General features: G+C 47.1%; 20 protein-coding genes. All 20 read right to left on the bottom strand.

Translation table 11 applies throughout. The annotated features are described in order from the left end of the window. Positions 1-101: 101 nt before the first annotated feature. The 20 genes from DCMF_RS03605 to DCMF_RS03510 all read right to left on the bottom strand — a co-directional run bounded on the left by DCMF_RS03605 (position 102) and on the right by DCMF_RS03510 (position 18,463). Positions 102-626 carry a MerR family transcriptional regulator gene (locus DCMF_RS03605; RefSeq protein ID WP_148133161.1) on the bottom strand — a complete coding sequence of 175 codons (525 nt, stop codon included), beginning with the start codon at positions 624-626 and terminating at the stop codon, positions 102-104. A 63-nt stretch (positions 627-689) separates the two neighbouring features. Next, positions 690-1,550, bottom strand: a complete 861-nt coding sequence (locus DCMF_RS03600) for a shikimate dehydrogenase (RefSeq protein WP_148133160.1) — start codon at positions 1,548-1,550, stop codon at positions 690-692. Between the two features lie 81 nt (positions 1,551-1,631). Then, a complete protein-coding gene (locus tag DCMF_RS03595) occupies positions 1,632-1,877 on the bottom strand; it encodes a hypothetical protein (protein WP_148133159.1) in 246 nt (81 codons plus the stop codon). Between the two features lie 66 nt (positions 1,878-1,943). Continuing rightward, positions 1,944-2,441 (bottom strand): YqeG family HAD IIIA-type phosphatase, encoded by a 498-nt coding sequence (locus DCMF_RS03590; RefSeq protein ID WP_148133158.1) that lies wholly within the window; start codon positions 2,439-2,441, stop codon positions 1,944-1,946. Positions 2,442-2,617: 176 nt separating this feature from the next. Next, on the bottom strand, positions 2,618-3,331 hold the full coding sequence (sigK, locus tag DCMF_RS03585) for an RNA polymerase sporulation sigma factor SigK (RefSeq protein ID WP_148133157.1): 714 nt from the start codon (positions 3,329-3,331) through the stop codon (positions 2,618-2,620). Positions 3,332-3,416: 85 nt separating this feature from the next. Continuing rightward, on the bottom strand, positions 3,417-5,126 hold the full coding sequence (locus tag DCMF_RS03580) for a peptidoglycan D,D-transpeptidase FtsI family protein (protein WP_148133156.1): 1,710 nt from the start codon (positions 5,124-5,126) through the stop codon (positions 3,417-3,419). A 106-nt stretch (positions 5,127-5,232) separates the two neighbouring features. Next, positions 5,233-5,442 carry a DUF4911 domain-containing protein gene (locus DCMF_RS03575; protein ID WP_214659063.1) on the bottom strand — a complete coding sequence of 70 codons (210 nt, stop codon included), beginning with the start codon at positions 5,440-5,442 and terminating at the stop codon, positions 5,233-5,235. Positions 5,443-5,454: 12 nt separating this feature from the next. Beyond that, positions 5,455-6,672 carry a peptidase U32 family protein gene (locus DCMF_RS03570; RefSeq protein WP_148133154.1) on the bottom strand — a complete coding sequence of 406 codons (1,218 nt, stop codon included), beginning with the start codon at positions 6,670-6,672 and terminating at the stop codon, positions 5,455-5,457. Then, positions 6,665-7,294, bottom strand: a complete 630-nt coding sequence (locus tag DCMF_RS03565; protein ID WP_148133153.1) for an O-methyltransferase — start codon at positions 7,292-7,294, stop codon at positions 6,665-6,667. Before DCMF_RS03565 ends, DCMF_RS03570 begins: the two co-directional genes overlap by 8 nt. After that, positions 7,294-8,307 carry an endolytic transglycosylase MltG gene (gene mltG, locus DCMF_RS03560; protein WP_148133152.1) on the bottom strand — a complete coding sequence of 338 codons (1,014 nt, stop codon included), beginning with the start codon at positions 8,305-8,307 and terminating at the stop codon, positions 7,294-7,296. Before mltG ends, DCMF_RS03565 begins: the two co-directional genes overlap by 1 nt. 70 nt (positions 8,308-8,377) lie before the next feature. Beyond that, positions 8,378-9,730: a VanW family protein gene (locus DCMF_RS03555; protein ID WP_148133151.1), complete on the bottom strand. Its 1,353-nt coding sequence runs from the start codon at positions 9,728-9,730 to the stop codon at positions 8,378-8,380. Between the two features lie 94 nt (positions 9,731-9,824). Then, the gene (locus DCMF_RS03550) at positions 9,825-10,112 is read right to left on the bottom strand and encodes a DUF1292 domain-containing protein (RefSeq protein ID WP_148133150.1); all 288 of its coding nucleotides are present in this window, start codon (positions 10,110-10,112) and stop codon (positions 9,825-9,827) included. A gap of 87 nt (positions 10,113-10,199) precedes the next feature. Further along, on the bottom strand, positions 10,200-10,628 hold the full coding sequence (gene ruvX, locus DCMF_RS03545; protein WP_148133149.1) for a Holliday junction resolvase RuvX: 429 nt from the start codon (positions 10,626-10,628) through the stop codon (positions 10,200-10,202). Positions 10,629-10,704: 76 nt separating this feature from the next. After that, positions 10,705-10,941 (bottom strand): IreB family regulatory phosphoprotein, encoded by a 237-nt coding sequence (locus DCMF_RS03540; protein ID WP_214659371.1) that lies wholly within the window; start codon positions 10,939-10,941, stop codon positions 10,705-10,707. A 128-nt stretch (positions 10,942-11,069) separates the two neighbouring features. Beyond that, positions 11,070-13,724, bottom strand: a complete 2,655-nt coding sequence (gene alaS, locus DCMF_RS03535) for an alanine--tRNA ligase (protein ID WP_148133147.1) — start codon at positions 13,722-13,724, stop codon at positions 11,070-11,072. A gap of 147 nt (positions 13,725-13,871) precedes the next feature. Beyond that, a complete protein-coding gene (locus tag DCMF_RS03530; RefSeq protein WP_214659062.1) occupies positions 13,872-14,915 on the bottom strand; it encodes an AI-2E family transporter in 1,044 nt (347 codons plus the stop codon). Between the two features lie 67 nt (positions 14,916-14,982). After that, a complete protein-coding gene (locus DCMF_RS03525) occupies positions 14,983-15,177 on the bottom strand; it encodes a YtxH domain-containing protein (RefSeq protein WP_148133145.1) in 195 nt (64 codons plus the stop codon). Between the two features lie 194 nt (positions 15,178-15,371). After that, positions 15,372-15,860, bottom strand: a complete 489-nt coding sequence (locus tag DCMF_RS03520; RefSeq protein WP_148133144.1) for a PRC-barrel domain-containing protein — start codon at positions 15,858-15,860, stop codon at positions 15,372-15,374. Between the two features lie 185 nt (positions 15,861-16,045). Further along, positions 16,046-17,128 carry a tRNA 2-thiouridine(34) synthase MnmA gene (gene mnmA / locus DCMF_RS03515; RefSeq protein ID WP_148133143.1) on the bottom strand — a complete coding sequence of 361 codons (1,083 nt, stop codon included), beginning with the start codon at positions 17,126-17,128 and terminating at the stop codon, positions 16,046-16,048. Between the two features lie 15 nt (positions 17,129-17,143). Further along, the gene (locus tag DCMF_RS03510) at positions 17,144-18,463 is read right to left on the bottom strand and encodes an AAA family ATPase (RefSeq protein ID WP_148137710.1); all 1,320 of its coding nucleotides are present in this window, start codon (positions 18,461-18,463) and stop codon (positions 17,144-17,146) included. Positions 18,464-18,611 lie beyond the last annotated feature (148 nt).

The following is an 18,611-nucleotide window of genomic DNA, read 5'->3' as shown; positions in this document are numbered from 1 at the left end:
TTTAATGATAAAATTCTCCTATTTATATCTAAATCCTGCAAAAAAATAAAAAGCCCAGAGGGCTTTTTTAAGTACCTGAATTCCGAGCTCTTTAAGCCTTCTTATGTCCCGAATTTGCTTGCCAGGAACTTCCACAGGCTTTTCTGCTGTTCTTCCGTGAGCCTTTCTTCCACTTCTTCTTTTTCTTTGCGCAGCAGCTCCAATTGATGGGCAAGCTTTTTGCTTTCCTCTCTGGTCTTTTGCAATTCCTGAATAATGGCGGAAAACATAAAAAATACGGTAGTTTTAAAATTCGGCTCCACACCTAAAGCGCTGGTCAGTGTACGCTCCATTTCCAAACGTCTTTTTGCCCCTTTAATCGTGTACTGTTCATTATAAAGGAGTTCCTTGATCTGTCCGAAAATTTCCAAATGTTCTTCCGTGTACCGAACTCTTTGCCCTTTGGGACAATTAATATTTAAAAATTCATTAAATTCTTTTTCCCAGTACCGGATCGTACTGACCTCCACCTGGAGAATATTACCGACCTGATCAATCGTAAGTGAGGCCACTTGGATCACCTTCCCCTTTTTACTTTCAACCTGGTACTTATTCCCCAAATGAACAGGTTTTCCCTTTCCGGCCAAGCGAGAAGTTTCCGCCTTATTTAGACAAAAAAATCAGCCCAGGTAACGTCTGAGCTTATTTGGTCATTTATCCCCATTTACGCACAGATTTTCTTCCAAAGCCTTTCTCATTACCTCCACCGGGGCTTCCACCCCGGTCCACAGTTTGAATGCCTCCACACCTTGAAACAGCAGCATTCCCATTCCGGATAAAGTAGAGCATCCGTAAGTTTTCGCCTGGGAAAGCATCAATGTCTCCCGGGGATGATAAATAATATCACATACCAAGTGCCTTCTCTTCAGGCAGCCTTGATATGCAGTGAGCAGGGATTCCCCGGCCGGATAAAGGCCCACTGAGGTCGTGTTGACGATGATGTCCGCCTTTTCCACCTCTTCCCTCAGCTTCCCGGAAGAAAAAGGCAACGCTGCGGCCTGGGTGCCCAGGCTTTTCACCATTTCAGCCACAGACTCAGCCCGGTCTATGGTTCGATTCACCACCAAAATCTCTGCCGATCCGGAAGTGGCCAGGGCGGCGCAGACAGCCCGGGCTGCTCCTCCTGCTCCGAATACCAAAATTTTTTTCCCCCCGGGGTCCACGCCTCCCTCTTCTTTCAGTGCGCGGATAAACCCGATCCCGTCCGTATTATATCCGGTGAGCCAGCCCCTGTCATTGACAATTACATTCACCGCCCCGATGGCCCCGGCCTGACAATCTAATTGATCCAACAAAGGAATCACCGCTTCTTTATGGGGAATAGTCACATTTACTCCCCTGGCGTGAAGAGCTCTCAAAGCACCGACTGCCAGAGACAAGTCCTGGGAAACAACATCAAAGGGCAGGTAAACATATTCTGACGCCAGGCCGGTAGCCTGCAAAGCGGCCTGATGCATTTTAGGCGAGAGTGAATGGGCAATGGGATGGCCAAATATTCCTAGCAACTGCACTTAGTTTTCCTCCCCGTATATGATCTAAAAGAATAAATCAAAGGGTTTTCTTTGCGGCGGTATGATCATACAAGAAAAGAGCTAAATATTAGCCCTTTTTTCTGCCGAGACATATGCGGTCTTTTCTCCCTTAATGAAGTAAAGATTTACCCGTATTCCGGTGCTGTCACGGTACATGCCCACATTGGCCAGGTAATATTCCTTCAATTCCGGTTGGTTTTCCTTCAGATCTTTAATATTCTGCCGTACTTTCACTAGCAGTTCCGCTGCATTTTTTGTCCGGCCGGAATGTTGAAATAACAAACTGATTTTTCGGGTTTCGTCCACGATGCAACCCCCAAAATTTTTTATTATAAGTTTGCCCAACACTCCGCATTTGTATAACAGTCTTCCTTACCGTTCTTTCCGGATTTTCTTCAAAGCAATCCACTCAATACACCGTACACAACGGGTACCGATAAACTCCCTCTTACTGAGGGGGGAGACCAGAATGGTATAAAGTCCCATCCGGTTGCCGCCTAAAATATCCGTAAAGATTTGGTCTCCTACGACCACAGTTTCCTCCGGAGTCGTTTGGAGCAAATCAATGGCCAGACGAAAAGCACGGCGGCGGGGTTTTGTCGCTTTGGCCACATATGGAATGCCTAACTTTTTTGCCGCTTCCATCACCCGGGGGCCTTTATTATTTGAAAGCAGGCAAGCGGTAATGCCTGTTGCTTGTAACTTTTTAAACCACTGAATAATGTCATCTCTAATTTCGGGATTGTTCCACTCGGTTACCGTATTATCCAAATCAAAAATCATTCCCTTGATCTTCCTGTGGGCCAATTTTTCCAAAGGGATGTCCAACAGCGAATCAATAAACAAGTCTGGGGCAAGTTTGGGTTTCAACCTTTTCGCTCCTATCTTTATTTTGGCCTTTGAGCATAATATTCAGATCCAGCTTTATTATTTTACCCATTCGCCGAAAGAATAAATTTTCCTTCCCAGGTTTTTTGTTTTTGTTTTTCCGGATTCCGGTAAAGATATCCGGATCTCGAAAAAAACGCGATCTCTCGCGCTTTTTCTTATACATTATGGTTTCCGCTGTTGACCATTTCCCGCATTAATTTTTGGATCGCCTTTTTTTCAATCCGGGAGACATAAGAACGGGAAATGCCCAGTTTCCGTGCAATTTCTCTTTGGGTGCGGCGAAACCCGTTACATAGGCCGTATCGTAATTGAAGGACGTAGCGTTCCCGGTTTTCCAAGGTGCCCACTTTTTCCAGCAACTGTTTCTGTTCATAGTAAGATTCCACAGAGTCAACAACAGAATCGTTCTCCGTTCCTAAAACATCCATCAGAGAAACTTCATTTCCTTCTTTATCGATCCCGATGGGATCATAAAGGGATATTTCACTGCGCATATTTTTTGTGGAGCGCAGATGCATTAATATTTCGTTTTCTATGCACCTGGCGGCATACGTGGCTAATTTAGTCCCTTTGGTAGAATTGAAAGTGTTAATGGCCTTAATTAAACCAATGGTGCCGATGGAAATCAGATCATCTTTATCCACACCGGTACTTTCAAATTTCTTGGTAATATGGGCAACCAGCCGCAGATTGTGTTCAATCAAAATGTTGCGCGCATCCTCGTTTCCTGCTTCATACCTCTTGAGATACTCTGCCTCTTCGTCTTCCGATAAAGGTTGGGGAAAAGCATTATTGCTGATGTACCCGAACAGCGCATGAAACCCCTTAATTAAAGCCAGCGATAGCATTGCTACCCATTCAGGACCCATGAAACCACCTCCAAAGCGTCGGTTCTACATTTTATGAAAAATCTTTTGTAAATGTGACACTTTTTGGAGGTGAAAATTGATAAAATTATAAAATTTCTTCTATCTCTGCCAACCCGGAGACAATCTTTTGAAAAATCGGTGCCGCATCCCGCCCTCCCGAAGTCCCTTTATGAATAAAGACTACCACTGCCCACCTGGGGGCATCCGCAGGGGCAAAGCCGGCAAACCATGCCTCATCCCTTTCTGAAGAGCCGGTTTTTCCGGCGCATTTGATCCCGGGTACTTGAGCGGACTTGCCTGTCCCTGATTCCACGGTCAGCGCCAGCATGGATTTAAGTCTTTCTGCCACCGGCCCCGGCAGGACCGGAAAAGAAGGGGGCGCTGGATATTCTTTCACGACCTTTCCCAGATGATCCTGCACTTTTAGCACCAGCCGGGGAGTTACCGCCAACCCGCCGTTGGCGACTTCGGAAATTAATTTGGCCACAAGCACCGGACTCAAACTGATGCCGTTTTCTCCGATGGAGGCATTCGCCACATCCCCAGGTACGGCAGGGTTAAAGTCCAGATGGGTTTCCTGGGGAAGATCATATCCGATGATGGTGTCATCGGTTAGACCTAGCCGTTTTGCATATGCCATAATCTTTTCTCCCCCTAATTTTAACCCCGTTTCTACAAAGACCGGATTGCAGGAAAAAGCCAAAGCCTGGGAAAAGCTAATGTCACCATGACCTTCCTTTTCCCAGCAAGACACGATCCTCCCGGAAGGAAGGGTAATTCCGCCCTGGCAATGAAAGGAATCCTCCGGCTTTACCACCCCTTCTGTCAAAGCAGCCGCCGCAATGAGAATTTTAAATACTGAAGCAGGGGGATAGTTTTGCATGGCCTTATTGAGGTAGGCGTCATCTGCCTCCGGTTTTTCCAACAGATACGGATCGTATTTGGGACTGCTGGCCATGGCCAGGATATTTCCCTTCCACACGTCCATTACAACCACAGCACCGCTATGGCCTTCTAAGGCGTGTTCCACAACGGACTGATAATCAGCGTCAATACTGGTAATCACCTGGTGGGGCTCCTCTGTCTTTTCTTGTACCGGAGGAAGGAGAGTAAAGCCCCGCCCGGATAAGTGGCGTCCCCGGTCATCAACCAGAGCGGCCACTTTTTGGCTGGTGCCTCCTCTTAAAAACTCCTCATACTGCTTCTCTAATCCATTCTTGCCAATCACGTCACTGGGTTGATAATCTTTTTCTTCTTCCTGAAGCTTTTGATATTCGTTCTGATTTAAATTACCCACATAGCCCAGAAGATGTCCGGCCGGCCACCCTGGACGGTACCTGGGGATCAGGGGCAAAACGTAGACCCCGGGAAGGTCGGCTTGCCTGATCAATTGGTTCTTCTGCTCGGAAACATTTGCCTGTAAAATAAAAGGTTCTTTCACCACTTGGGTGGAGGCGGAATCTTCTATTTCAATTTTTGCCCGAATCGTTCCCGGAGGAAGGGCTAAAATTTTTGACAATACTTCTGCTGTGCGGGACGCATCCTTCACCATAATGGGAAAAATCACGACACAGGGTTGTTGTTCAATATTTGTCAGGGGACGAAAATTACGGTCTAAAATCTCTCCCCTAGGATACTGCACAAAATTTAAGGTCTTCTGACGCTGTGCCACCGCCTGTTTGGTGTACCCCGGTCCATCCAAAAATTGAATTTGGTAAAGACGGCCCAGCAGCAAGGTAAAAAAGAAAAGAAAGACAAAATAAATCGCCAAAATCCTTTTTTTCTCTAGAAACATCAAACCCACCCTTTGTAATTTGTTTCCAATCCTTAGGGTGGGCTAGATTCTCAAAAAATATACCTCTTAATAAGTCTGTTGATAAACCTCCATCGTAACTCCCCATCTACTCCATGATTTCCACCGGAAAAGGCATGTGCTGTAATAATTTCAGCGTGTCTTTCCGAGTATCCGGGGTAACCCTTACCACTAATCGTCCTTGCCCGGGGTCAACGGCTGTTACCAGGGCCAGGTTATCATAAGCTTCCAGGATCTTATTAAAGACGTCGATGTGATTGGGACTTACCTGAACCGGAATACAAAAAGGATCCGGCAAAATAATCCCCCCTTACTCCGCTCTTCTTAATAGGGAAAAGGGTTTGATCCGCTCAGGGATAGGGATGGTGATAACCTGTTGGGGATGAGGGGCCGCCTCAATGAATTCGCCCCGGTCGTCTTTCATGGAAGGAATCTTCCAGGACATAAAAGGTCCCTGGGGAGGAACAATTTCTATTTCATCTCCCACGGCCAAACGGTTTCTCTGTTCTACGCGCATTTCACCGGTTTCCGGAAGGTAATCCAAAACCACGCCCACAAAATCATAACTCCTGATATAGGCGGAAGAGTCATAACGATGATCAAATGCAGAAGGTTTCTGTAGAGCAAAGCCTGTGGTGTAATGCCGGTGACTGACTTTGGCCAATTCCTCCCGCCAGCTTTCCTGAAAAGAATAGCTTTCCGGATCAGCCCAGTAGGTGTCGATGGCCTCCCGGTAAACCTTCACCACCGTGGCCACATAATAGGCGCTTTTCATTCTCCCCTCAATTTTAAAGGAGCCTACCCCGGCCTGGATCAGGTCAGGCAGATGCTCAATGAGGCATAAATCCTTCGAGTTAAAAATATAGGTGCCCCGTTCATCTTCCAAGACCGGGAAGTACTGTCCGGGCCGTTTTTCTTCCACCAGCCGGTAATTCCACCGGCAGGGATGGGCACAATCTCCTTTGTTGGCATTTCTCCCTGTAAGATAATTGCTTAACAGGCAGCGGCCGGAATAGGAAATACACATGGAGCCATGCACAAAGGCTTCTAATTCTATCTGGCTGCGCCGGCTGATTTCCCTGATTTCCTGGAAGGAAAGTTCTCTGGCCAGGACAATTCTTTTGGCACCCATTTCCTGCCAGAACAAGGCACCGGACCAATTGGTATTATTAGCCTGGGTGCTGATATGGATGGGGAGATCCGGAACCCTGCTTTTTACGAGACGAAAAACGCCGGGATCGGAGACGATCACCCCGTCTGCCTTCAGGGAGGAGATTGCGTCCAGATAGCCGCCCAACTCAACCAGATCCTCGTTATGCGCAAATATGTTCACTGCTACATATACTTTGGCCCCGTTTTCATGGGCAAATTTTACTCCTTGTGCCATCTCTTCCAAGGAAAAGTTACCGGCCCCGGCCCGCAGACCAAAAGATTTTCCGCCCAGATAAACAGCGTCCGCCCCAAACCGAACGGCCATTTCCAATTTTTCTAAATTTCCGGCAGGTGCTAAAAGTTCAGGTTTAATCATGTATTTCACTCCGATTTTCCGGATGACGCCAGCATACGGCAAGGCCATCCCCGAAAGGAATCATTCTCGTCGTCAATTCCGGGTGGTTTTCCACCAAATCTAAAAACTCCCGTAATCTCTGCTGCATGGTTCTTCTCCGGCGGGGAACCTGGTACCGGTCCCGGGATACTAAATTTTCCAGCAGCACATTATCCGCTATTAACAATCCTCCCGGGGTCAGCTTGGGAAACAGCTGATGAAAAAAGTCCCTGTATTGCCCCATGGCTGCGTCCAAAAAAATGAAATCAAAAGTCCCTTTCAGATGAGGCAGCACATCTTGTGCCTCTCCGGCAAAGGACTGAATATTTTTTAATCCGTTTTCTTGAAAATAATCGCGCGCTCGTTCCAATCGTTCCGGCAAACGCTCGATTGTTACTACCGTCCCATTCCAACGCTGCACGGCCTGAGCGAAGCACATAGTGGAATAACCCAGTCCGGTACCGATTTCCAAAACCCTGCGGTACCGGCCGCAGTCAATTAATAAAGAAAATAATTCTGCTGCTCCCAAAGAAATTAACGCCACATGGTTTTCTGCGCATTCCCGGGCCAGCTGTTTCATTAAGGGAGAGTCCAAGCTCAACATTATTTTAAATATTTCCTCTTTGCTTCATTATGCTCCGCCAGCGTCTTGCTGAAATAATGGGAACCGTCCTGCTTGGCCACAAAATAATAATAATTCGTTTCCGCCGGGTATAAAGCCGCTTTTAACGAGGCCTCTCCCGGGCTGGCAATGGGGCCGGGCGGCAAACCAGCGTGCAGATAAGTATTATAGGGGGAGTCCACTTTCAGATCTTCATAAAGAAGGACTTCTTTAACCTCACCTAAGGCATATTGTACGGTAGCGCATGATTCCAGGTACATTCCCTGTTTTAAGCGATTATGAAAAACGCTGGAGATGACCGGCCGGTCCGCCGGTACTTTCGCTTCCCGTTCGATGATGGAAGCCAGCGTAACCACCTCTTGCATCGTCATCTTGGATTTTTCCGCCTGTTTGCTCCATTCCGGCGTAAACACCTGGTCAAACCTTTTCAGCATCATCTCAATAATTTGCTCTTCCGACCAGCCTTTGACGATTTTATAGGTATCGGGAAAGAGAAATCCTTCCAACCGGTGTTCTGTTCCCGGTGGGGGTAAATAATCATATGGAAACGACCCCTGGTCCGCCACATGCAAAAACCTGTCCCGGTCCGCAATACCTTTTTCCGCCAGGAGGTCCGCAATTTGCTCGATATTATAGCCTTCGGGGATGGTAAAACTTTGGGCAATTACGTTGCCTTTGGCCATTGTTTCTTCAATATCTTTTAAAGATACTTTTCCGGAAAAAATATACTCTCCCGCCCGCAGCTTGCCTTCGAAGCCGCTCATTTTGGCATACATCTTGAACGCCCAGGGGCTGTGAATTAACTGCTTGTCCTGGAGCAATTGGGAAATCATGGTGGTAGTAGCCTGGGAAGGTACGGATACGGTTACACTTTGGGAAAGAGTTACCGGTGCCGTTAAATCCTTAAATATCAGCACAATCAGCACGCAAACAAGAACCGCAGCTAAGGGAAAACCTGATTTAGGGCGCCTTTTCTTTCCACGTCGTACGGCCATGTGCGTGCCTCCTTTTATGACAAAATTTATGCTTCTAATTATACACGCTTGGGCGTAGTGGAAGCAAGATCTATTCAGTTTCTTCTCCAGACACTCTGACTACCGATTTCTGAGACTGATATTTATCACGGGAAATCAGTTCACTGGACGTAACTGCCCCGTCTACTATTATTTCCCGTTTTACTTCAACTATCATCCCCTTTTTGCCGTTATCCTCAATGATTCTTTGCCCTGGGGCCAAGGTAGGGTCCTTAATCACTTCCTGATCCGGTTCCAAATATTCAATGATTTTGCTCTTCACCCTGATTTGAGGAAATTCTCCCACGGTCCCAAATATCATCACCTTTAACGTGCCCTGATGGTATTCGGTATGGAGCAAAATAGGTTTTGCCCGGTTATTGACAAATTTCAGGTCGGCTAAATTATAGGCTACGGTAGCATCCATGCCGGGAGGCACATAGGTGATAGGAAGAGAATGAGGATGCCGTTCCACGATGGGTAAGTCTGCTCTTAATACGGCATTGTACAGGGTGGTTGAAACCTGGCAGACCCCTCCGCCGATTCCCGGCGTAAATTGGTTGTTTTCAATGACAAGAGATTCTTTATAGCCTGCCTCGGTGGTCCGCGGCCCCACAATGTCATTAAACGAAAAAACCTCTTGGGGCATAATCAAAACTTGATCAAGGGCCAAAGCAGCCGTTTTGATATTATAGGAACGTTCCGTTTTGGCGGCATCAAAATTGGTATCAAAAGAGGCCACAACCCCGGTGATTTCCCATTTCTCCACATCCCCGGCCGTTAATTTCGGATAAAGTACCTGCTCGACCAGGTTACACTGAGATTGTTGGGGTGATTGTAATACCTGTTTTAATTTACTTTCACTGGCGGCAAGGTCTATTTTCACACCGTTCACACCAGGAAGAATCTCTACGGTATGATCATCATGAATACGGACTCCTGCATTCTGAGGTTCTTTTTCGATCATGGCCACCAAAGGCAAAAGGGTCTTTCTTAAAACGGCTTCGTCTACTTGGAATACTAATGAAACCTGTTGTGCGTACTTTTGGGCACGCCACCTTTCATGCCACCTAGTCCAAAAAAATCCCTTACGCCCGATAAGCCAAGCCTGGCGGACCGTTTCTGTCACGTCCGGCGTAACCCCCAGCTGACTCGGTAAATAGGACCAACTTTTCCCTCCGCCCCGGATGGTTATTTTTCTCTCTAAAGCACTTTCAAACGAGGGACTCAGTTCAGCCTGAACCTGGCTTTTATCCATGCTTCCTAAACCAACATCTCCTACAACTACGCCGGGTAAAATGCGGCTTCCCGTCATAATCATATGTTCCAGCATGGCAATACTAATGATCCCCATACTTACCACGAGGATGATGAAGAGAATTATCTTTCCCTTGAATGTCTGCAAAAAGGGTCACCCCACCCCACTCTCTTTTAAGTTTATGTTATGAAGCAGGGGAACAAAAAATGCGCAACTTATCGTCGCGCATCAGTAAATTACGTTATTCTTCCTCGTCCTCATCTTCCATCATACTATCATAAGCATCGGCCACTTTTTCCCATTCTTCATCATCTTCTATCTCATAAAGAACTTCTTCACCGTTTTCATCTGTACCGATCTTCAGGATGATGGCTTCTTCAATCTCCTCTTGTTCTCCTTCACCTTCCTCAATCGGGAACAAAACAGCATATTCAGATCCATCTACTTCAATAATATCCAAAACTTCAAATTCGTGTTCTTCTCCATCCTCGTCCAATAATACAACTTTTTGGTCTTCCAGGTCCGCCATAGTTACACCTCATTTTTCATCAAATTATGGACATTGTATCCCATCAAAGAAGCTATGTCAATGGTTTCCTTACAGTTATAACCATTTTTATGGAGATTTATTCTTCCCGCAGAAATCAAGATATCCTTGCAAAATGATTACGGCCGCCATTTGGTCAATCACCTGTTTTCTTTTTGCCCTGCGCACATTACCCTCTAAAAGAGTCCGCTCGGCAGCAGTGGTAGACAGCCGTTCATCCCACATTTCCACAGGCAGTCCTGTTTCCTTCCCGATGATACCGGCTATTTCCTGCGCTCTCTGTGCCGAAGGTCCCAGGGTGCCATTCATATTTCGCGGTAATCCCACCACCACTTTTTCTACCCCATATTGAGAAATCACCCGCTTAAGATGGTCCAAGTCTTCGGCCAGATCGCCCTTTCTCCGAATGGTTTCTATGCCTTGAGCGGTCCAGCCGAAAGGATCGCTCACCGCCAGCCCGATGGTACGTTCACCTACATCCAAGCCTATAATGCGCATTGCTCCAAATCCTCCACGATCAGGTATGCTCCTCACAAAACAGGACGGCCCCTCAGCCGTCCTGTTAACGGAAAAGTTATTTATGCCCATCCAAATAGCTCTTGAGCAATTCTTCAATCAGATCATCCCGTTCCACCCGGCGAATCAAACTGCGGGCTTGATTATGACTGGTAATATATGCCGGATCTCCGGAAATCAAATATCCTACCAACTGATTGATCGGATTATAACCCTTTTCCTTCAGCGCCGCAAAAACTGAGAGTAATATCTCTCCGGGATTTAATTCTTCCTCTTTGTTTACCTTAAACCTCATGGTCTCTTCTATATTATTCCCAGCCACAAAGTCCACCCCCGTTCCTAAAATCTTTATGGTTAATATTCGCTGGCTAAGTGCAGATTCCTCTTGCTTTTATGACAAAATGATAATTTCCCGGGACCCTTTTATCCTCTTGATCCCAGCTGAATCTTAATGGTTTCCCGGGCTTTTTCCAAGGCCTGGGCAATCTTCTCAGGATTTTTTCCTCCTGCCTGGGCCATGTCGGGACGGCCTCCCCCGCCGCCTCCTGCTATTTTTGCCGTTTGTTGCAGGATATTTCCGGCATGGAGTCCTTTATCCTTTAAGTCATTGCTTACCATGGCCACGAAATTTACCTTATCTTGTGCAGCAGCGCCTAAAACTATTACAACGGAGCCCAATTTATCCTTAATTAAATCGGCCATTGACCTGAGACCATTCATATCGGCAGCTTGCACCTGTTCTACAACCGTCTTGATCCCGGCTACTTCTTCCACCCGGTCTAAAATGTCGCTAATCACTTGTTTTGCCATCTTTGACTGGTATGCTTCAATTTCTTTTTCTTTTGATTTTAATTCTGTGAGCAGCAGGCCTGCTTTTTTCGCTACGTCCTGAGGACCGGTTTTCAAAACCTGGGCCGCTTCCAGCAGCACCTGTTCTTGCTGCTGGAAATAGTTCCTGGCATTGTTTCCCGTTACCGCCTCGATACGCCGAAGCCCGGCACCAATTCCTGCTTCGCTGATAATTTTCACCAAGCCCAACTCACCTGTAGAACGGCAGTGGGTTCCCCCGCATAACTCCATGCTGTAATCGCCCACTTTCACGACCCGGACCACATCTCCATATTTTTCCCCGAAGAGGGCGGTAGCGCCCAGGGACTTGGCTTCATCCAAACCGGTTTCAAAGGTTTCCAGGGGTAATACATCCAGCACGATCCGGTTTACCATCTCCTCCACCTGGAAGAGTTCATCTGCACTTAACCCGGAGAAGTGGGAAAAGTCAAAACGCAGGCGCTCCGGGCCAACTAATGAACCGGCCTGGTGTACGTGCTCGCCCACGATATTTCTCAACGCTCTGTGAATCAGATGGGTTGCCGTATGGTTGCGGGCCGTAGCCTTTCTTCGTTCCCCATCCACTTCAGCATTTACTGCTTCCCCGAGCGAAATAGATCCTTCCTGAATTTTAATTTGGTGCAGGTAAATACCATTGGCCAGCTTGTGGGTATCTTCCACAAGGACACAGCCGGAAGGTCCCGTAACAATCCCTGTATCTCCTACCTGTCCCCCGCTTTCTGCATAGAAAGGAGTGTTATCAAGGATCAAAAATCCGGTGTCGTCATGGGACAGGGTGGAAACCTGTTCTTCTCCCCTGACCAGGGCCAAAATCTTCCCCGGCGCGGATAACTGTTCATAACCTACGAATTTAGTGGCCGGAATCCCTTCCAACAGGGAGGTCATGGTAACTGCTTCATCAAAGACCTTGGAGTCTACCCGGGCCGCTCTTGCCCTTTGTCTCTGATCTTCCATGGCGGCATCAAAGCCTGGCCTGTCCACGGTAAGGCCATTTTCCTCCGCAATGTCCTCTGTTAAATCAAAAGGAAAGCCATATGTGTCATACAGTAAAAAAGCATCCTTCCCCGGAAGCTGCTTTCGGCCTTCTTTTTTGACCCGGTCAATGATATCGGCGGCCACTCTCATCCCTTCGGAAAGGGTTTCATGGAATCTTTCCTCTTCCAGTCTGATCACCTTTTGAATATAGGCCTGTTTTTCCTCAATTTCCGGATAAGCCTCTCCCATCAAATCCACTACCACCGGTACCAGTTCGCATAAAAAAGGCTGCTCCCACCCCAGCACTTTGACAAACCGGGCCGCCCTGCGCAAGATACGGCGCAGTACGTAACCCCTGCCCTCATTACTGGGTAAGACGCCGTCTGCAACCAAAAAAGTACAGGACCGGGCATGGTCGGCAATGACCCGGAAAGGAAAGCCCCGGTCATCAGAAAAATAAGTTCGTCCCGTTATTTTTTCCGTATGGTCGATCAGTTTTCTTAATAAATCCGTATCATAATTGGATGCCACGTCCTGAAGGACGGAGGCCACCCGCTCCAAACCCATCCCTGTATCAATACTGGGTTTAGGCAGGGGGGTCATTTTACCGGTTTCGTCCCGGTTATATTGCATAAATACCAGGTTCCATAATTCCAGCCAGCGGTCGCAATCACATTTACCGATGGCACATTCGGCCGCCTGACAACGATATTTTTCCCCTCTGTCGATCAGGATCTCACTGCACGGACCACAAGGACCGGTATCGCCCATGGCCCAAAAATTGTCCTTCTCCCCCAGGCGGATAATTCTCTCCCGGGGGATTTCCGTGAGTTCCAGCCATAAATCAAAAGCTTCGTCGTCATCATAATAGATGGTGGCATACAGTTGTTCCTTGGGCAATCCAATCACCTGGGTGAGAAACTCCCACGCATACGTGATGGCATCTCTTTTAAAATAATCGCCAAAAGAAAAATTGCCCATCATTTCAAAAAAGGTGTGGTGCCGGGCCGTACGCCCTACCGTATCCAAATCGTTATGTTTTCCTCCCGCCCGGACGCATTTTTGCGCCGTCGTTGCCCGGGAATAAGAACGTTTATCAATCCCTAGAAATACGTCTTTAAACTGCACCATCCCAGCATTGGTAAAGAGCAGCGTAGGATCGTTATGTGGAACCAGTGACGAACTGGGGACAATTGTATGTCCTTTACTTTCAAAATATTTGAGGTATCTCTCTCTCAACTCTTTTCCGGTCATTCTTTTCCTCCATTCTTCCCCGTAAGAGACTAATCTCCTTTATATTTTAGCACTTTTTTGGTTTATTACACTCTTTTTTTCAAAGAAGTATCTCTCATGGAAGGAATCAGTAAAACATGAAGATTATACTGACAATCTCTTTTATTGTCAATCGGTCCGATAAGCAACGATCTTCTGATAGGCGTAATTCACCAGTATTCTTAGCACTGCCGTGACAGGAACGGCCGCCAGCATGCCCCATACCCCAAACAAATATCCGCCCAAAAGCAGGACAAAGATAATCACCAGGGGATGCAGCCCAACACTGTCGCTAATGATCTTTGGTGAAATCACACTGCTTTCCACCTGCTGGACAATAAACATCACTAAAACTACAGAAAGGGCCAATTTTTTTGATTGCATCAGGGCTAAACAAACGGCGGGAATGGCGCCGATAATGGGTCCGAAATAAGGGATGATATCAGCCACTCCGGCAATAAATCCTAATGTCACGGCAAAGTCCATGCCGATTAAGGCCAGCCCTAATCCTGTGAGGGTACCGACAATAAGAGCAACCGTCAAATGGCCATAGATAAATTTGCGCAAAACCACATTCATCATGGCCCAGAGATTTAATAATTCTTCCCGGTACCTGGGGGGCAGATAAGAGACCATTTTTTTCGTAATGGCTTCATGGTCCTTGAGAAAATAATAGGTTAAAAAAGGAATCAGGATTAAACTGACTGTATAACTAAACAATCCCACCGCCAGGGCCATGGCGTTTCTTACCGCCTCAATAATTTTTTCTTCGAGGGAAAGGATGGTTTCATCAATGATTTGCCGGATACTCTCCGGCAGATTAAACCGGCTGTAATTTTGCTGCCATTCTTTCATCCAGGTCTGGATATTCCGGGTATAATCCGGAATATCGTTGGCAAACCTGTTCAATTCCGTAAAAATTCCGGGGAAAATATATAAGACAAAAATGGTGACGGCGCTGGCCAGCGCTAAATACACCAGGATAATGGCCAGGGTAATGGGTATTTTTCGTTTTACCAGTGCTTCCACAGGTGGCAGTAAGATGTAGGCCAGCAAAATTGCGAAAGCAAAAGGCATCAGGATGGCCCTGATTTTTATGATCAGCCAAACAACCAGGATACCCGCCGTAATCATCAGAATTACGGTTAGGATCCGCCGGGCTTTTTGCTCCAAAAATGTCACCCCGTCTATTCAAAAAATGAAAGAAAAAGTGAGGTTTCCCTCACTGAATTGACCCCATTTATTTGATTATCTCCGAAACTCCTTTACTAAGCCCCTTCAATACTTTTTTGGCCCGGTTCTGGATTTTGCCCGGATCATCCATCATCTTCCTGACGTTTTCCGGCATGGGTTTCATTTGAGGTGCGCTAAACATGCCAATCACGGTGCCAATGATACTACCGGCAAGAATTCCCCTAAAAAATGATCTATTCAAGTCTTTCACCTCCTTAATCTTATTCTTTAGAGTTGAGACTCAACAGCGATCCGTCTTCGGTAATTTCGAACACTTCTTCATTGTCATTAAATTCCACGAGACAATTCCAGCAAAAATATTGGTTCGTTCCTATTTTCCCTATTTCTCGTCCATTACATACCGGACATCCCATAATTTCACCTTCCTTTTACTTCCTAAAGCCAAATATCTTCTTCCCAAGTATCCACAAGCAAATTTTCCCCTTTTCCGGAAAGGATCTGGTGCCAGGGCACCATTTTTCTTCCCTGGTTTAAGTCTGCCCAAATTCCCCCGGACATTTCTATCCCCAGTATCCGCCCTTCCGGCAACTCAAAAAAAATATCCTGAACGGTGCCAATGTCTGTTCCTTCTTTGGAAAACACGTTTTTTTCCAGTCTGTTCTGCCAGGATAATTTGCAGACACTATTATCATGATCATCCTGCACGTCTTCTATACTAGTAATCATCACCGCATCCCGTCCCACGCTGACTACATGCCCTAACTGGACATATTTTGCGTTTTTCAGGATACTGCGGTTTTCAATGACGAATCCCTGCAGCATGCCCGTTTCCGTATTAATCAATAAATCTTCCACGCGTCCTATTTCTTTTCCATCACCAAAAGTGATCACACGCAGCCCTTTGATCTGACGCCCTTTAAACAAACCATCTCTCCTCCAAATTTATTATTACCTATTATTGACGAAAAACGTACAAAAAAATCGCCTTCAGCGATTTTTTCTTAATTATTTTTATCCACGGTTTTATCCTGAACTCAGGCAATCCGGGCGTACGTCGAGCAAGAATGCGCAGCTGTAACAACGTAGATGGGGGGTTATAAACAGGCTCACTACTCTATTACGCCTCCACCCACTACATACTCACCCTGATAATATACCACTGCCTGGCCTGGAGTAATGGCTTTTTGCGGCTCCTTAAATTCCACCAAAACCCGGTCCGCATCCAAAGGTGTAATCAAAGCGGGGGCTTCTCCTGCCTTATATCTGATTTTTGCCGTTACCTCCATGGGTTTTTCCAAACGTTCCATCAGAATAAAGTTGTTTTTGCATGAAGTCAATCGATCTTTCATTAAGTCTTCCTGATCCCCAATCACCACCGCATTTTGGGCAGGGCAAATATCGGTTACATAGGCCGGTTTTCCCAAGGCAATTCCTAATCCTTTGCGCTGGCCGATGGTATAAAAGGGAATTCCCTCATGCTGACCGATCATCGCTCCCCTCCGGTCCAAAAAGGGACCCGGCTTGATTTGGTTTCCTGCTTTTTCCCGGAGAAATCTCCGGTAATCATTATCCGTGACAAAACAGATTTCCTGACTTTCCGGCTTTTCCGCCACCACGGACAGTCCCATTTCTTTGGCTTTTTCCCGTATTTGGGGTTTCGTAAAAACACCCAGGGGCAGCATGATTTTGGATAATTGGGCTTGGGTGAAACTATATAAAACATAGGTCTGGTCTTTATTCCGGTCCTGGGCCTTTTTTAATAAAAACCGGCCTCTTTCTTCATCAAAGTAAACCTGTGCGTAGTGACCTGTTGCCACAAAGTCTGCCCCCAAGGCGAGGGCTTTATGAAGCAAGGCCTCAAATTTAACGAACTGATTGCAGGCAATACAAGGATTGGGGGTTTTCCCTTCCAAATACTCCTGGATAAAATAATCGATTACTTTTTCTTTAAATAGCTGGCGAAAATTCATCACATAATAGGGAATGTCCAAAGCATTGGCCACGCGCCGGGCATCCTCCACCGCAGAAAGACTGCAGCACCCGCCGGACCCCTCCGGATCGGGCTGATCCTCCGGCCATATTTGCATCGTCACACCGATTAACTGATAACCCTGTTCTTGCAAAAGAGCAGCCGCCACAGAAGAATCCACCCCGCCGCTCATGGCCACTAATACTGTTTTTTTCGTACGCATTCTCTTACGCCCCTTTTATCTTAGGCCCATCTTTTTGAGTCTGAGTTTAATTTCTTGTTCTTTCCCGTTCTCCGTAGGATGATAATATCGGGTGCCCAGCAATTCTTCCGGCAGGTACTGTTGGGGGATAAAATTCCCGGGATAGTTCTGAGGATACAAATATCCTTCCCCATGGCCCAGTTTTTTTGCTCCCTGGTAATGGGCATCCTTTAAGTGGCGGGGCACTTCACCCGTGGGACGGGTCCGCACATCCGCCAAGGCGGCGTCAATACCTTTAATCACGGCATTGGATTTGGGAGCGCAAGCCACGTAAAGAGCGGCGGCCGCCATGGGAAGCCGGGCCTCGGGCATGCCCACATAGGCCAGGGCCTGGGCAGCCGATGTGGCGACGGATAAAGCCTGGGGATCCGCTAACCCGACATCTTCCGCGGCACAAATCACAATCCGTCGCATGATAAACTCGGGATCCTCACCGGCATCGATCATGCGGGCCATCCAATGGAGCGTGGCATCAGGGTCTGATCCCCGCATGCTTTTAATGAACGCGGATACCACATCATAGTGATAGTCTCCGGTTTTATCATACTTTACGGCTCTTCGTTGGATGGACTGCTCGATCACATCCAGGGTGATCGGACGCACCCCATCCTCACCCGGGCCGGTGGTCAGAACGGCTAATTCTAAAGCATTAAGAGCAATCCTGGCATCTCCCCCCGCCATCTCGACCAGATGATTTAAAGCATCATCCGTGATCCGGACATGAAAACTACCCAGTCCTCTTTCCTGGTCCTGAATCGCTTCGTTGATGATTTTTTGCAGCTCACCGGCCCCTAAAGGCTTCAGGTGAAAGATCCGGGACCGGGACAGGAGAGCGGAATTTACCTCAAAATAAGGGTTTTCCGTGGTAGCGCCAATTAATACTAAGGTGCCTTCTTCAACGGCAGGGAGCAAAGCGTCCTGCTGTGCCTTATTGAATCTATGAATTTCATCTATGAATAGGATGGTTCTCTGTCCATAAAAGCCTAAACGGTCACGGGCCTCCTGAATTACTTTTTTCAGGTCGGCAATCCCTGCCGTTACTGCGCTAAGCTGTTCAAAACAAGCCTTGGTATGCTGGGCAATAACCTGGGCTAAAGTGGTCTTGCCGGACCCGGGAGGGCCGTAAAAAATCAAAGAAGACAATTGATCTGCCTGGATAGACCGGCGCAGTAAGGAGCCGGTCCCCACAATTTCTTCCTGGCCGATAAATTCATCCAGGCTTCTGGGCCGCATCCTTGCCGCCAGAGGGGCTGCTTTTTTTAGTGCTTCCTTCCGGGAATAATCAAACAGGTCCATCGGTTCACCTCGATTCAGAAAAAACGGTTTCAGGAATCCATCATGGAAGGGAAAAAAAAGACCGGTGATCCGGTCTTCCCCCTTATGTATCAGGAAGTCAAAATTGAAGGTATAAACATTTTGGTACTTCACCCTCATGTACTGCGTG

This window comes from Candidatus Formimonas warabiya (genome assembly GCF_002777255.1).
GTDB lineage: Bacteria > Bacillota > Dehalobacteriia > Dehalobacteriales > Dehalobacteriaceae > Formimonas > Formimonas warabiya.
The sequence above is the reverse complement of the archived record's forward strand: the minus strand, read 5'-3'. Positions and strand labels throughout refer to the sequence as shown.